The sequence below is a fragment of the Flavobacterium pokkalii genome, from assembly GCF_014596575.1.
Taxonomy (GTDB): domain Bacteria; phylum Bacteroidota; class Bacteroidia; order Flavobacteriales; family Flavobacteriaceae; genus Flavobacterium; species Flavobacterium pokkalii.
Genome location: NZ_NASZ01000026.1, coordinates 16102 through 32001 on the forward strand (window position 1 = coordinate 16102; position 15900 = coordinate 32001).

General features: G+C 35.0%; 15 protein-coding genes. 7 read left to right on the forward strand and 8 right to left on the reverse strand.

The genetic code is table 11. The features are described from left to right. Positions 1-144 precede the first annotated feature (144 nt). From B6A10_RS14250 to B6A10_RS14260, 3 genes are all read right to left on the reverse strand, one after another. A complete protein-coding gene (locus tag B6A10_RS14250) occupies positions 145-2541 on the reverse strand; it encodes a ribonucleoside-diphosphate reductase subunit alpha (RefSeq protein ID WP_188221399.1) in 2397 nt (798 codons plus the stop codon). Between the two features lie 150 nt (positions 2542-2691). Continuing rightward, positions 2692-3681, reverse strand: coding sequence for a ribonucleotide-diphosphate reductase subunit beta (locus B6A10_RS14255; protein ID WP_055094164.1), 990 nt, complete (start codon positions 3679-3681; stop codon positions 2692-2694). 252 nt (positions 3682-3933) lie between these two features. Then, positions 3934-4512, reverse strand: a complete 579-nt coding sequence (locus tag B6A10_RS14260; RefSeq protein WP_188221400.1) for a DUF3109 family protein — start codon at positions 4510-4512, stop codon at positions 3934-3936. 195 nt (positions 4513-4707) lie between these two features. Between B6A10_RS14260 and B6A10_RS14265 the strand changes: the two genes are divergently transcribed. The 3 genes from B6A10_RS14265 (at position 4708) to B6A10_RS14275 (ending at position 6219) form a co-directional block, all read left to right on the forward strand. Further along, positions 4708-5286: a MarC family protein gene (locus B6A10_RS14265; protein ID WP_188221401.1), complete on the forward strand. Its 579-nt coding sequence runs from the start codon at positions 4708-4710 to the stop codon at positions 5284-5286. A gap of 120 nt (positions 5287-5406) precedes the next feature. Next, on the forward strand, positions 5407-5610 hold the full coding sequence (locus tag B6A10_RS14270) for a hypothetical protein (RefSeq protein ID WP_055094159.1): 204 nt from the start codon (positions 5407-5409) through the stop codon (positions 5608-5610). Positions 5611-5613: 3 nt separating this feature from the next. Then, on the forward strand, positions 5614-6219 hold the full coding sequence (locus B6A10_RS14275) for an FAD-dependent oxidoreductase (RefSeq protein ID WP_188221402.1): 606 nt from the start codon (positions 5614-5616) through the stop codon (positions 6217-6219). Positions 6220-6309: 90 nt separating this feature from the next. Here the strand turns inward: B6A10_RS14275 and B6A10_RS14280 are convergent, their stop codons facing one another. From B6A10_RS14280 to B6A10_RS14290, 3 genes are read right to left on the reverse strand one after another with little or no spacing between them, the layout of a single operon-like run. Continuing rightward, a complete protein-coding gene (locus tag B6A10_RS14280; RefSeq protein ID WP_188221403.1) occupies positions 6310-7884 on the reverse strand; it encodes a S41 family peptidase in 1575 nt (524 codons plus the stop codon). Continuing rightward, positions 7884-8315 (reverse strand): deoxycytidylate deaminase, encoded by a 432-nt coding sequence (locus tag B6A10_RS14285; RefSeq protein WP_055094151.1) that lies wholly within the window; start codon positions 8313-8315, stop codon positions 7884-7886. The genes B6A10_RS14280 and B6A10_RS14285 overlap by 1 nt, the downstream gene beginning before the upstream one ends. Before the next feature lie 3 nt (positions 8316-8318). Further along, positions 8319-8912: a HupE/UreJ family protein gene (locus tag B6A10_RS14290; protein ID WP_188221416.1), complete on the reverse strand. Its 594-nt coding sequence runs from the start codon at positions 8910-8912 to the stop codon at positions 8319-8321. Positions 8913-9097: 185 nt separating this feature from the next. Here B6A10_RS14290 and B6A10_RS14295 point away from each other — a divergent pair, with 185 nt between their 5' ends. Then, positions 9098-9529: a TerB family tellurite resistance protein gene (locus B6A10_RS14295; protein ID WP_055094147.1), complete on the forward strand. Its 432-nt coding sequence runs from the start codon at positions 9098-9100 to the stop codon at positions 9527-9529. 70 nt (positions 9530-9599) lie between these two features. On the opposite strand, the gene fbp is transcribed toward B6A10_RS14295, so the two are convergent. After that, positions 9600-10613, reverse strand: coding sequence for a class 1 fructose-bisphosphatase (gene fbp / locus B6A10_RS14300; RefSeq protein ID WP_188221404.1), 1014 nt, complete (start codon positions 10611-10613; stop codon positions 9600-9602). Between the two features lie 171 nt (positions 10614-10784). Between fbp and B6A10_RS14305 the strand changes: the two genes are divergently transcribed. From B6A10_RS14305 to B6A10_RS14315, 3 genes are all read left to right on the forward strand, one after another. Continuing rightward, the gene (locus B6A10_RS14305) at positions 10785-11285 is read left to right on the forward strand and encodes a GNAT family N-acetyltransferase (RefSeq protein WP_188221405.1); all 501 of its coding nucleotides are present in this window, start codon (positions 10785-10787) and stop codon (positions 11283-11285) included. Positions 11286-11297: 12 nt separating this feature from the next. Then, positions 11298-12551, forward strand: coding sequence for an aspartate kinase (locus B6A10_RS14310; protein WP_055094141.1), 1254 nt, complete (start codon positions 11298-11300; stop codon positions 12549-12551). Between the two features lie 179 nt (positions 12552-12730). Continuing rightward, positions 12731-13807, forward strand: a complete 1077-nt coding sequence (locus B6A10_RS14315; protein WP_188221406.1) for a glycosyltransferase — start codon at positions 12731-12733, stop codon at positions 13805-13807. Positions 13808-13911: 104 nt separating this feature from the next. Here the strand turns inward: B6A10_RS14315 and B6A10_RS14320 are convergent, their stop codons facing one another. After that, positions 13912-15858, reverse strand: coding sequence for an OmpA family protein (locus B6A10_RS14320; RefSeq protein WP_188221407.1), 1947 nt, complete (start codon positions 15856-15858; stop codon positions 13912-13914). Positions 15859-15900: the final 42 nt, after the last annotated feature.

Below are 15900 nucleotides of genomic sequence, written 5' to 3' on the forward strand. Positions count from 1 at the left end.
AACTTAATGATTTAGTTTTAACTACTACAAATTTAAGCAATTATAATTTTGAAACGAATAATTAACAACCTTATTAAAACAAAAAACAGCCATCGCAAAGATGACTGTTTTTGAAAATATTTTGAATTAATAATTAAAATCATATTAAGACCCACACATTTCGCAATCCTCAGGACCACCGGCTTGTGCTTTTAGAATCATCGCTTTATATTCGTTAATATCAATAGAATCTGTTTTTACTTCTTCATTAGCAGCAACTGGCTGTTCTTTTTTATCATTATTCAAAGTAAACTTAATCGCATCTACTGCCGATTTGGTTCTTAAATAATACATACCTGTTTTCAATCCGGATTGCCAAGCGTAGAAATGCATCGAAGTCAATTTAGCATAATTAGCATCCTGCATAAACAAGTTCAACGATTGTGACTGGTCAATAAAATACCCTCTTTGACGGGACATATCGATAATGTCTTTCATCGACATTTCCCAAACTGTTTTGTACAATTCTTTCAAATCCTGTGGGATTTCAGGAATATTTTGAACAGAACCGTTATGACGCATAATTTCCTGTTTCAAACTTTCGGTCCACAAGCCACGTTCTACTAAATCATGTAATAAATGTTTGTTTACCACGATAAACTCTCCTGATAATACACGACGAGTATAAATATTGGATGTATATGGTTCGAAAGCTTCGTTGTTTCCTAAAATTTGAGAAGTCGAAGCTGTAGGCATTGGTGCTACTAATAAAGAGTTACGAACACCATGTTCCATCACTTCTTTTCTTAACGAAGCCCAATCCCAACGACCTGACAATTCTTCGTCTTTTAATCCCCACAAATTATGTTGGAATTCTCCTTGTGAAATTGGCGAACCTTCATAAGTAGAATATGGTCCTTCTTCTTTTGCCATTTCCATAGAAGCAGTAACAGCTGCGAAGTATAAAGTTTCGAAAATCTCCTGATTTAATTTCTTAGCCGCATCGCTTGTAAACGGCATACGCAACATGATGAAAGTATCGGCTAATCCCTGAACTCCTAAACCTACCGGACGGTGACGCAAGTTAGAATTTTCGGCTTCCGGAACCGGATAATAGTTTCGGTCGATAACTTTATTCAAGTTTCTGGTTACACGCTTGGTAACATTATATAAAGCTTCGTGATTGAATGCTCCATTTTCAACAAACATTGGCAATGAAAGCGAAGCCAGGTTACAAACCGCAATTTCATCTTTAGAAGTGTACTCCATAATTTCAGTACACAAGTTAGAAGAACGAATAACTCCTAAATTCTTTTGATTTGATTTACGGTTAACAGAATCTTTGTATAACATGTATGGCGTTCCGGTCTCGATTTGAGATTCCAAAATTTTCTCCCATAATTCACGCGCTCTGATGGTTTTTCTACCTTTTCCTTGGTTTTCGTAACTAGTATATAAGGCTTCAAATTCTTCTCCATATACATCATACAAACCAGGACATTCGTTAGGACACATTAAAGTCCAAGCTCCGTCTTCCTGAACACGTTTCATGAATAAATCCGAAGTCCACATGGCAAAGAATAAATCTCTGGCGCGCATTTCTTCTTTACCGGTATTCTTTTTCAAATCTAAAAACTCAAAGATATCCGCATGCCAGGTTTCGATATAAATCGCAAAACTACCTTTACGTTTTCCTCCACCCTGATCTACATAACGAGCTGTATCGTTGAATACTCTCAACATTGGTACAATTCCGTTAGAAGTTCCATTAGTTCCACGAATATAAGAACCTGTAGCACGAACATTATGAATTGAAAGACCAATTCCTCCCGCTGATTGCGAAATTTTGGCTGTTTGTTTCAAAGTATCGTAAATTCCGTCAATACTATCGTCCTGCATTGCTAAAAGAAAACAAGAAGACATTTGCGGTTTTGGTGTCCCTGCGTTGAATAACGTTGGTGTTGCATGCGTGAAGAATTTTTTAGACATTAAATCGTAAGTTTCTAAAACTGCCTGCAAATCGTCTAAGTGAATCCCAACAGAAACACGCATTAACATATGTTGTGGTCGCTCAACAATTTTCCCGTTTATTTTCAATAAATAAGAACGCTCTAATGTTTTGAAACCAAAATAATCGTAATTAAAATCTCTGTTATAAATAATATGAGAATCTAAAAACTCTGAATTTTCCTGAATTACCTTGAAAACCTCATCAGAAATCAAAGGTGCTTTTTGTCCATTTCTTGGATTTACATAATGATACATTTCAGTCATTGTCTCTGAGAATGACTTTTTAGTATTCGAATGTAAGTTGGAAATAGCAATTCTGGCCGCTAACAAAGCATAATCCGGATGCGCAATGGTCATCGAAGCCGCAGTCTCGGCTGCCAAATTATCTAACTCTGACGTAGAAACCCCATCATATAATCCTTCGATTACCCTCATTGCCACTTTTACGGCATCCACTAAATCATTTAAACCATAGCAAAGTTTTTTAATTCTTTCTGTGATTTTGTCGAACATTACTGGCTCTTTGTGGCCGTCTCTTTTTACTACGTACATAAGTTTTGGGTTTTAGTAAAACAGAAAATCCCTTCTCTGTTTCAGGTTATTTGTAATCTTTGTTTTGCCCTTTAGGCACTAAAGCAAGTCACTTTAGGTATTTTTAAATTCATTCCGGCAGAAATTACCGGAACGAATTATTTATTTTTTTTAGAAATCAGCGTCGAAAGAAATTTCCTGACCATCAGAATCATTAGCTTTCCCACTATTTAAAACTCCCGCTTTTTGATATTCAGATACTTTTTTCTCAAAGAAATTTGTTTTCCCCTGAAGCGAAATCATATCCATAAAATCGAATGGATTAGCGGTATTGTAAACTCTTTCACAACCTAATTCTACCAATAATCTGTCGGTAACAAACTCTAAATATTGTGTCATCAAACCAGCGTTCATACCTATCAAACTCACCGGAAGCGACTCTGTAATAAATTCTCTTTCGATATCCAAAGCGTTTACGATAATTTCTTTGATTCTTTCTTTAGGAACTTTGTTTACCAAGTGGTGGTTGTGTAAATGCACCGCAAAATCACAGTGAACTCCTTCGTCACGGGAAATTAATTCGTTAGAAAACGTTAATCCCGGCATCAAACCACGTTTTTTCAACCAGTAAATAGAACAAAAAGCACCAGAGAAGAAAATCCCTTCCACAGCAGCAAAAGCAATCAATCTTTCGGCAAAAGAATCGGATTCAATCCATTTTAAAGCCCAATCGGCTTTTTTTCTAATCGCAGGAAAAACTTCTAATGCATTGAACAATTCGTCTTTTTCTTTTTCGTCTTTTACATACGTATCAATCAAAAGCGAATAGGTTTCACTATGAATATTTTCCATCATAATTTGGAAACCATAGAAGAATTTTGCTTCCGGATATTGCACTTCGTTTACAAAGTTTTCCGCTAAGTTTTCGTTTACAATTCCGTCCGAAGCAGCAAAGAATGCTAAAATATGTTTGATAAAATATTTCTCATCCGAATTTAGCTTATTGTTCCAATCGTGTAAGTCCTGAGACAAATCAATCTCTTCTGCAGTCCAAAAACTTGCCTCCATTTTTTTATACCATTCCCAGATATCATGGTGTTTAATTGGAAAAATTACGAAACGATTTTTATTCTCTTGTAAAATTGGCTCAATTTGCGACATTGTTATTCTATTTTTAATGAGATTTAAGGATAGTTTTTTGCTTTTTGAAGCATTACAAAGATTGTGAAATATTGCGGCAATTAAAAGCCAAACTTATCCACAATAAGAGCTAGTTTTTAACAAAGCCGGAAAACGCCTCCAATTTATCCAATAAAAATAAACAACTAAATATCAGTAGATTAAAAACCCGAAAACGTTATAAACCGCCGTAAAATATAGGATTTAAAAAATAAGAAACAAGAAAAAAATAGTTTATTTTGACTTCACTTTTTTCCACTCACGAGCCACTTCTTCGAGCTCCAAATACCAGTCTTCACCAAATCTTCTAACCAAAGCTTCTTTGACAAATTTATACACCGGAACTTCTAATTCTTTCCCCAAAGTACAGGCATCATCACAAATATCCCATTTATCATAATTAACAGCCGCAAATTCGGTAAAATCTTTTACTCTTATTGGATACAAATGACAGGAAACCGGTTTTTTCCAATCGGTCAAACCTTGATTATAAGCCTGTTCAATTCCACACAAAGCCGTTTTACCGTCAAAAATCACATAAGCACAATCCTTATTGTCGATCAAAGTAGTTTCTAAATCTCCATCAGTACCTTTCACCCAGGTTCCCTGTGCTTCGATAGCCGCAATCCCTTCTTTTCGCAAAAAAGGTTTTACTTTAGGATAGATTTCTTCCAAAATCTTAGTCTCTTCTTCATTCAATGGTGCTCCGGCATCTCCATCAATACAGCAAGCCCCGTGGCAAGCTGATAAATTACACACAAATTCCTTTTCTAAAATATCCTCAGAAACTATTGTTTTCCCTAATTGAAACATAACTTTTAAACACTTTCATTACAGACTACAAAGGTAATCAATCTCTCTCTAACAAAAGAAGGATAATTCAACCGTTAGAATAATATTTGCTCCTCTAAAAAACTCGTCATAAAAGATTAATTTAATTTTGCATTTAGCTATATTTAAATCAATTAACAATACCTGCCAAATTAATTTTCAAAAACAACAAAAAATATGCTTTTAATAAACCTAAAAGAAATTATCACCGTAGGAATGGTTCTTTTCGCCGTAATCGACATTGTAGGTTCCATTCCAATCATTGTAGATCTTAGAAAAAAACACGGTCATATTGATTCTGAAAAAGCTGCATTAGTAGCAGGAATCATAATGCTGGTTTTCCTTTTTATAGGTGAAGATTTTCTAAGTATCATAGGCATTGACGTACACTCATTTGCAGTAGCAGGATCTTTTGTACTCTTTTTTATTGCTTTAGAAATGATACTTGGCATCCGCATTTACCGAGACGAAGAAGCCAACTCAGCATCCATCGTTCCACTTGCTTTTCCGTTGATAGCCGGAGCCGGAACCATGACCACTTTACTTTCTTTACGCTCGCAATATCATACTATAAACATAGTAATAGCCATCTTTCTCAATATTATTCTAGTCTATATTGTATTAAAATCTTCTTCCAAAATTGAAAAGATGTTAGGAAAAAACGGACTTGGAGTAGTCAGGAAAGCATTTGGAGTAGTACTTCTGGCTATAGCTGTTAAATTATTTGCTTCTAATGTTAAAGGACTGTTCATCTAAACGTTTTTTTTATAATTTTACCCCAATAATTTAGCCTGTAAAAACAATCTGAAATCCAGAGTAAAGATTTTCTTTCTTTCTCAAAACAGATTTTTTTAATTACATGTCAAAATAAATATCATGAAAATTTTTACTAACATCTTAGTGTTTCTGGCCGCAGCACTTGTCATCTTCAACATTACTCAATTAGATTTCAGCAATCTATTCGGAGGAGATAACGCAGTAGCTTTTATTGGAATTGCCGCTTCTTGTTGCGCCATCCTGATTCTAATCATTTTTAGAATGTCGAAAAAAATTGAAGACAAAATGAACGACAAACTATAATTTATGTTTGACGTTTTAATTATAGGTGGTGGAGTTTCCGGCGTATCGTGTGCTTTAGTACTTGGCTCTGCCAAAGACAAAAAATTCATGTCCGATAAAAAAATCGGTATTTTTTCACATCAAAAATCCTCCTCACTTCAGGATGCCTTGTTTAATAACGCTTACGGGATTCCCGCTGGCAAACTAGGTTCAGAAATACTTAACGAAAGTATCGAGCATTTAAACCAAAGTTACCCACATATTACACAAATTCACAACGAAAAAGTAGTTCGTATAGAAGGTGAAGCGCCAAATTTTACCGTTGTTACCAATAAAAACAGCTATCAAACCAAAGCTATCGTTGTCGGAATAGGTTCCGCTAATACATTTGCCATCGAAGGACTGATGCAATATGTTATCCCACATCAAAAAGCGTTGCCTGAAAAAGAACGCATCCAATTAAAAAACACCGATCATCTGGTTACCGAAGGCATTTATGTGATTGGAACTTTAGCTGGATGGAGAAGTCAACTGGCCATTGCCGCCGGAAGTGGCGCGGCTGTAGCCACTGATTTACTGACACTGTGGAACAATGGCACTCAAACTCACGCCCACGACAGCATTCGATAAAAATATTTATAAAATAAAACCATTAAGAAATTAAGTTTATTAAGCGTTGCAGCTAAACTTTCTCAATTTCTTAATGGTTTTATTTTACACCTATTTTTTATTTAAAACCCTCTTAATCATCACGTCATCTTTTAAGACAATATCAAAATAGGCTTTTTCACCATACAATTGTTTGGAGAATTCAGCATTCAGATAACGTTTTACAATTGCCTTACTTTTTTCCAGCTGAATCCCCGGAACATGTTTCAACAAAAATTGGTTAAAAACATCAAAATATCGATCCGTAGCATTCATTTTCTTCAGGAATTCCTCCAATGAAAGCCCTTTAAAAGCATTTCTATTTTTATCCAATTGTTCAAAAACAAAATTCCCAACAATTCCGGATTCCATTAAAAAAACGGTAGCTTCATCGGCATTTTCAAATTCAAGCGGAACAAAAACATCCGGAACAATTCCGCCACCGCCATACACAATCCTGCCTTTTGGTGTTTTAAATTTCAAGCTGTCAGCCACTTTTATACTGTCTTTATCATACAGTTCTCCGTTTTTAAAACGCAACTCCGATTCTTTAAAATACTGTTCCACACCTTTAACATAAGGCTTTTGAATCGATCTTCCTGTAGGCGTATAATAACGGGCTACAGTCAATCGCACCGCCGATCCGTCCTCAAAATCCATTTCGCGCTGCACCAAACCTTTCCCAAAGGAACGTCGGCCAACAATAGTTCCCCGGTCATTATCCTGGATAGCTCCCGCCAAAATTTCACTGGCCGAAGCCGTATTTTCATTAATTAAAACGGTTATTTTCCCTGTTTCAAAATCGCCTTTTTCGGTTGCATAGGTTTTATCAATTTTCCCTTTCTTGTTTTTGGTAAAAACAATCAGCTTTTTATTCGACAACAACTCATCGGCAATTGCAATAGCTTCTTCCATATAACCTCCGCCATTATCCCGTAAATCAATAATCAGGGATTTGGCGCCCTGTTTTTTTAATCGGGTCAAATTGGTTTTAAACTCTTTATATGTAGTTTCGGCAAATCGATTGATTTTAATATATGCCGTAGCAGGATTCAGCATCAACCCAATATCGACGCTTTTTAACGGAATAACTCCTCTCCTGATGGTGAAATTTATTTTCTTTTTTTCTGATTTCCTATAAATGGTAAGTACCACCCGCGAGCCTTCTTCGCCTTTAAATTTAGCAAACAATGAATCTGCAGGCAGTTTTCGTCCAAATAACTTTGCGCCGTCTGCATATAAAATTCGGTCTCCTGATTTAATTCCTGCATTTGCCGAAGGGCCGTTTTCCATTGGCTCTACCACCGCAACCGTATCTTTATACACATAAAACCGAACTCCGATACCCACAAAATCACCTTTCATGTTCTCGGCAACTTCTGCCTGTTCGCTCGCCGGAATATACACAGAATGCGGATCGAGCTGCGCCAGAATATTATCGACGGTTTTATTAACAATCGAATCGGTATTCAATTCATCAACATATTCATTATTGATAAAATCGATTAATTGATTGAGTTTGGCCTTAGAACTTTTATTATTTGAAAACTGATTTTGATTGGAGAAATCCAAAAATCCACCTATTAGTATTCCAATAGAAAGGATGATACTAACATAAACGGGAATGTATTTGTAATTTATTTTCATTAATCCTCTAAATCAGGAATATGTTCGATAATCACTCCTGCCTTTTTCAAAAACTGAATTCCGGAATCATCACGATAACCATTTTGATACACCACTCTTTTTATTCCCGACTGATGAATCAATTTACTGCATTCTTTACAGGGGGAAAGCGTAATATAAAGTGTTGCTCCTTCACAGGATTGTGTGGAACGGGCTACTTTAAGAATTGCATTAGCTTCGGCATGCAACACATCCCAACGGGTCAATCCTTCTTCGTCTTCGCAACAATTATCAAATCCGGTTGGCGTTCCATTATATCCATCCGAAATAATCATTCGGTCTTTTACAATAATTGCCCCTACCTGCTTACGTTTACAATAGGACAATTGTCCCCATTCTTTGGCTATGCGCAAATAAGCCTTATCGTATTTATTTAATTTTTTTTCTTCCATAATCTATCGTAACCAAATTTCATTACCTAAAATAATTGGCAAAACTACTCCAATAATAAATGCCGACATCACTAAAGTCCAATCTCTTTTTGAAAATCTAAAAACAGTCTGAACAATATAAGCCAAAATCAAAACCACCAAAACTACAACTAATTGCCCCGCTTCGATTCCTAAAGCCGATTCTAAAATCGCCAACAATTTTGAAGTTGAAGTTCCGTGATGCATTTTTTTAAAATAATTTAAAAATCCTAAACCATGAATAATCCCAAAGAAAAGCGTCACAAAGAAAACCAGATTGATACTTTCCTTTTTTCCCGATTTCCCGGCTGTAAAAAGATGAAACAAAGCCACAATTAAAATAGTTATCGGAATAAGCAATTCAACCACAGCCACTTTTACCGTAATAATTCCATACAATGTTAGCAACAAAGCAATAGTATGCCCTAACGTGAAAAAAGTTACCAATATTAAAATTCGCTTCCAGTCTTTGAATGCTAGCGGTATTACAAGCGCAATTAAAAACAGAATATGATCGTAGGAATAGATATTTAAAATATGTTTTAATCCTAATTGAAAATAGATTAAAAATTGGGACATCATAGGTATTATATATTGATAAGGGATGTAAACTTACGATTAATTTTGAAACTCCTCAATTCAATCAGTTAATTCCTTAGGAATAATTTCCTGCCGTACTGTATTTACCTTAAATAATTTCACAAAAGAAAATTAATAATTTAAAAATTGAATTATATTTGCCGAATAAAAAAAATACAATAATTATGTCATTTTCAGATTTATTTGATAGCGAATTTAAACAAAGAAATAAGGGGCATTTTTCTGCGATTGTTCGTGTTGCTTTAGCTGATGGTATTGTTTCAAACGAAGAGAAAAGCTTCTTGGACAAATTAGCTACAAAACTTGAAATTTCAGCTTCAGAATATGAGGAAATTTTAGAAAACCCAACTATCCATCCTATCAATCCTCCTTATTTATATTCTCAAAGACTGGAGCGTTTATACGATTTAGCCAGAATGGTTCATGTTGACCATCAATTAGGAGACAAACAGGAAACACTTTTGAAAAAAATTGCTATTGGTTTAGGATTCACTCCAAGTAATGTAAATTACATCATTGGAAAAGCTTTGTCATTAGTAGATAAAAAAGTAGATTTTGACACTTTTGCTTACGAAATGCAAAACATGCACAAATAATCAGACTATTTAGATATACAAAAAAGCTCTTGAAAAAATCAAGAGCTTTTTTTATTGATAAAAAATCACATTATTTTTTTGACGCATTAAGCATAAATTCTTCCGCCTTAGCCACCATATTGTAACTTCCGCAGAAAAACGGCACGCGTTCGTGCAATTCTTTTGGTTTAATTTCCATAATTCTTCCAAAACCATCCGACGCTTTCCCTCCGGCCTGTTCAGCAATAAACGCCATCGGATTACATTCATAAAGCAATCGCAATTTTCCTTTTGGTGCTTTAGAACTTGTTGGGTAAATATAAATTCCTCCCTTAATCATATTTCGATGAATATCTGAAACCAAACTTCCTATGTATCTGGAAGTGTAAGGACGATCTCCTTCTTCGGCCTGACAATATTTGATATAATCTTTCACTCCCTGCGGAAACTGAAAATAATGCCCTTCGTTGATAGAATAAATATGTCCGTCAGGAGCAAATTTCATATTTGGATGTGAAAGGTAAAAAGTACCAATAGCCGGATTTAAAGTAAAACCATTAACCCCGTCACCTGTAGTATAAACCAACATGGTTGATGTCCCGTAAATCACATAACCTGCAGCTACCTGCATGGTTCCCGGTTGTAGAAAATCTTCCAGAGTAACCGGAGTCCCTATTGGAGTAATTCTTCGATACACCGAAAAAACCGTTCCCACCGAAACATTCACATCAATATTGGAAGATCCGTCCAAAGGATCCATCAAAACCACATATTTATTTTTATGCCCTTTATCTTTCCCTTCAACGGTAATAAATTCATCATTTTCTTCGGAAGCAATTCCACAAACAATTTCGCGATTTTTTAAAGTTTGAATAAAAACCTCATTCGCATACACATCTAATTTTTGTTGGTCTTCACCCTGAATATTAGTTTCTCCGGCAGCTCCGGTTATATCTACTAATCCTGCTTTGTTTACTTTGTAACTTACAACTTTGGCTGCAAGACGAATGGAATTGATAATTCGGGATAATTCTCCGGATGAATACTGAAATGATTTTTGATTGTCAATAATAAATTCTCCTAAGGTGGTTGATCTTTCTTCCATTACGAAATCGATATAATTTAAATTTGAAGTAACAAATATCGTTTTTTTTGTGATAATGATTCAATAAAACTTACTTAGTTTACCAGTATTGTATATTTGCTAAGAATTTTTAGTTCCAAAGAATTCTGAAAAGCCATATTGTTAAATTTTTAAACCAAAAAATACGAATCTATGAATATTAGAGTTGGTCAAAAAGAAGATATGGCGTCCGTTCTTAAGCTAATTCAGGAATTAGCCGATTTTGAAAAAGAGCCTGATGCCGTTATCATAACCGTAGAAGATTTAATCCGAGATGGTTTTGGTGAACAACCACTATTTCACGTTTTTGTAGCCGAAACAGATTCGAACAGTAACAACAAAGAAATTGTAGGCATTGCTTTCTACTACTATCGTTATTCTACCTGGAAAGGAAAAATAATCCATTTGGAGGATTTAGTAGTAAAACACGACCGAAGAGGTCAGGGAATTGGTTATGCACTTTATTCTGAAATTATGAAACAGGCGCAAAGGGACAACGTAAAAAGAATAGACTGGAACGTACTGGACTGGAATACTCCGGCAATTGATTTTTATGAAAAAACAGGCGCCAAAGTATTAAAAGAATGGCATGTTGCCCAAATGGATGAAGCAGGAATTGCCGATTTTATTGAAAACAGATTAAAACAATATTAGAAAAAATAAAATATGAGAGTATTTAAATTTGGTGGTGCTTCGGTAAAAGACGCTGCCGGAATCAGAAACGTGTATGACGTTTTGCAAAAAGCAGGTTATGAAGATGTTTTATTAGTAGTTTCGGCGATGGGAAAAACTACTAATGCCTTAGAATTAGTCATCAAAAATTATTTTGATAAATCGGCTGAATTAAATGCATCGGTACAGGAAATCAAAAAATACCACAATCAAATTTTATTAGATTTATTCGAAGATGAAAACCATGCGGTTTTTGCTGCGGTAAACGAGCATTTTTCTGATTTAGAATATTTCTTAGCGCATAATAAATCTCCAAATTACAACTTTGTGTACGATCAAATTGTAAGTATGGGAGAAATTATTTCTACTACCATTTTGAGTCATTATATGAACTTCAGAGGTATCGACACCCAATGGATTGATGTTCGTAATTACATCAAAACTAACAACAATTACCGTGATGCCGAAGTGGATTGGGAATTGACTCAAAACAACATTTCTAAAAACATCAAAACCAAAAGTCTGAACATCACACAAGGTTTCTTAGGTTCTGACGAAAATAATTTCACAACAACCTTAGGTCGTGAAGGTTCTGATTACACTGCTGCAATTTTTGCGTATTGCTTAAATGCCGAAAGTGTAACCATCTGGAAAGACGTTCCGGGAGTTATGAATGCCGATCCAAGGTATTTTGAAAATGCGAGTTTGTTAAATCAAATTTCGTATAGAGAAGCTATCGAATTAGCTTTTTACGGAGCAACGGTAATTCACCCAAAAACTTTACAACCTTTGCAAAAAAAGGAAATTCCTTTACACGTAAAATCATTTATCAATCCTTTATTAAAAGGAACTGTGGTAAGCAAAGGAGCAACTCTTGAACCATTCATGCCTTGTTTTATTGTTAAGAGAGATCAGTTATTGATTTCGCTTTCTTCTATTGATTTTTCATTCATCATGGAGGAAAACATCAGCGAGATTTTCGGATTATTCCACGAATTCAAAATCAAAGTGAATTTGATTCAAAACTCTGCCATCAGTTTCTCTGTTTGCGTTGAGGATAAGTTTGGTAACTTCAAAGACTTATTGGCTATTTTGTCTAAAAAATTCAAAGTAGGTTATAACGAAAATGTAACCTTGTACACTATCAGACATTTTAACGACGCTGCTGCTCAAACTGTGAGCGAAGGAAAAACAGTTCTCCTAAAACAATTAGGAACTGAAACCATGCAAATTGTTACTAAAGAATAATTTTCTTAAAATTCTATAGTAAAAACACTGTTGTTTAGTAATTAACAACAGTGTTTTTTGTTTTTATAAAACCAGTATCTTTTCAAACATCCGGAAATAATTACTTAATAGTTTGATAATTAACAAAGGCTGTCTCCCTAATTTTGTTTAACTATTTTTATCATTCAAATGATTAAAAAATGAATATAAATACGCCAAGCAAAACCATTCTGGTAGCACCACTCAACTGGGGACTGGGACATGCCACCCGTTGTATTCCGATTATTAAAGCCTTACAGGACAACAATCATATCCCGATTATTGCCTCAGACGGCATTGCTTTGGACTTATTAAAAAAAGAATTTCCATACCTGAAATTCCTCGAATTACCTTCCTACGAAATAGAATATGCCAAAAACGCTAAAAACTTCAAATGGAAACTTTTGAAAAATTGCCCGAGAATGATTGAAGCCATTTTAGAAGAAAAAAGATTGGTTAAAAAATGGATTGGCAGATACGAAATCGACGGCATCATTTCCGACAACAGACTTGGGATTTACAACAAAAATGTGCCTTCGGTATTTATCACACACCAATTGAATGTTTTAACCGGAAACACAACCTGGCTCAGCAGTCTTCTACATCAAAATATTATAAAAAAATATACCGAATGCTGGATTCCGGATAACAGCGGCAATCCAAATTTAGCCGGAGAATTAAGCCATCTGAAACACCCTGATTTCAACATCAGATACATTGGTCCATTGAGTAGGATGCACTTAAAAAAAGTGGATACAAAATACGATTTAATGATTCTTCTTTCAGGTCCTGAACCACAAAGAAGTTTATTGGAAGAAAAGCTAAAAAAAGAAATCCAACTTTATAAAGGAAAAGTACTTTTTGTAAAAGGAATAATTGAAAAAGAACAAAAAAAAGAACATCTTGAAAATGCTACTTTTTACAATTTCATGAACAGCCGCCAACTGGAACAAGCCTTAAACGAAAGTGAAATTATTCTTTGTCGTTCCGGATACACCTCGATTATGGATTTGGCCAAACTAAACAAAAAAGCTTTTTTTATACCTACTCCGGGACAATACGAGCAGGAATATTTAGCTCAAAAATTAAAAAAAGAAGGCCTTGTCCCTTTTAGCGAACAAGACCTTTTTACTATTGAAAACCTGGAAGAATTAGTACATTACAAAGGACTCTCTGAAATAAAATCCAACATAAACTGGACGACCCTTTTTGAAGTTTTTCTATTAAACAAACACTAATCGACCAAAAAAATGGTCAATTAGTGCGTTTAACATGTTGTCCTAATTAACCCCCGTTATAGGACAACGAAAAAAAACTAACCTAACTAAAACTACTGGTTATGTTATTGTATCGAAACAATTACGAATTCACTTCTTCTGTTTGCCTGATGTTCTTCTTCAGTACAATCTACACCATCAGCACATTTATTAACCAATTGCGATTCGCCGTATCCTTTTGCCGTCAATCTTGCTGCATCCACTCCGTTTTTAATCAGCCATTCTTTAGTAGAAGCAGCTCTTCTTTCGGAAAGTTTTAAATTATAAGCAGCTGTATTTCTGCTGTCCGTATGCGAACGAATATCAATTCTAATTGTTGGATTTTGCATCATTACGTCTAAAATTTTAGATAATTCTAAAGCCGCATCCGGACGAATGTCTGATTTATTCAAATCAAAATAAATGATTTTTATACCAAAAGCTTTCGCAATATCATCACCTACTGTTACTTTTTTAAGTGTTTTTTCGATAGTAATCGGAATGATGGTTTTTCCGGTAGCAGCAGTAATTGTTGCCGTAATTTCATCAGTATTATACGCGTCTTTCTCGGTTTTGATATAATATTTAGCTTCACAATCCACCTGACCAAAATCGAATTCTCCTTTTGCATTTGTAGTTAATGTTTTCAACAATTTGTAACTGCTGTCAAACAGACTTACTTTGGCACCCGAAATCATTTCATGTGTTTCTACATCAGCCACAGTTCCGCTCAGGAATTGCTCGCAAGGATATTCAATTGGGCGTTTTTCTTTTACTTTATAAATATCATCACCCCCCATTCCTCCGTCTCTGTTTGAAGTCACATAACCAATTTTAGTTTGCGGACTAAACCACAATCCAAAATCGTCTTTAGAACTATTTAAAGGCTCACCAACATTTAGAACCTCTTTAAAACTACCGTCCTGTCTGGCTTTGGATACAAAAACATCCAAACCTCCCAAACCGGGATGTCCATCTGAGGCAAAATAGAGTTCGTTTTTTTCGGTAATGAAAGGAAAAGTTTCTTTTCCTTCGGTATTTACACCCTTACCCAGATTTTCAGGAGTTCCAAAAGTTCCGTCGTCATTAATACTTACCTTATAAATATCCGATTGCCCGATTGTTCCCGGCATATCTGAAGCAAAATACAAGGTCTTTTCGTCAGAACTTAAAGCCGGATGGGCTACACTATAATCGTTACTATTAAAAGGCAATTCGGTAATATTATCCCAATTTTCACCGTTTAAAGTTGCTTTGTAAATTTTCAGTAAAGTAGTTTCTTTAGCATCGGTGCCTCTTTTACCATTATTATAATTATTTCGGGTAAAATAAACGGTTTTTCCGTCTTTGGTAAAAACGGGAGTAGCCTCATGAAACTTGGTATTCAAATTTTTGAATGCTCTGTGCACATTAGCCAACATCCCATCCGAATCTACCGAAGCTGCATATAAATTTGTAAAACCTTCGCCGGTCCAGGGATCCATTCGTTTTACAAAACTTCCAGTATCACGCGCTGTTGAAAAAACTAAATTTCCATTGTAATAAGAACTTCCATAATCAGAATATTTAGAATTAATCCCTGCATTTTCAATATCATAACGTCCGGAATTTTTCTTAATTACCTCTAAATAATTTGTCTGACTTTTAGCCAATTTAGCTCTCAAATCATTACCGTTTTCCTTATTGAACTTTGCCATCATTTCATCAGCCTTCTTGTATTCTTTAATTGATTTTAAAGACTGTGCATAACGGTAATAACATTCCGGAGTGACAATGGTTTCGGTAGCAAAAAGCTCTTTATAGTATTTAGCTGCATTTTCTAAATCGCCACTAAAATAATAGGCATTTGCCAGTTTCAGGAGCATATCCGGAGACTTATATCCCCTTTCATACATCCTTTCGTAAGTTTTTATGGCATCGATATAAGCAAATCGGTCGTACTCTTTATCGGCTTTATTATCATAACTTACCTGTGCTGTGAGTTGCATAGCAAAAAAACCAAACAACAATATTGATATGTAATGCTTTTTCATACGTTTAAATTTTATTTTCAGTTGTAACACATGGTACGCTTC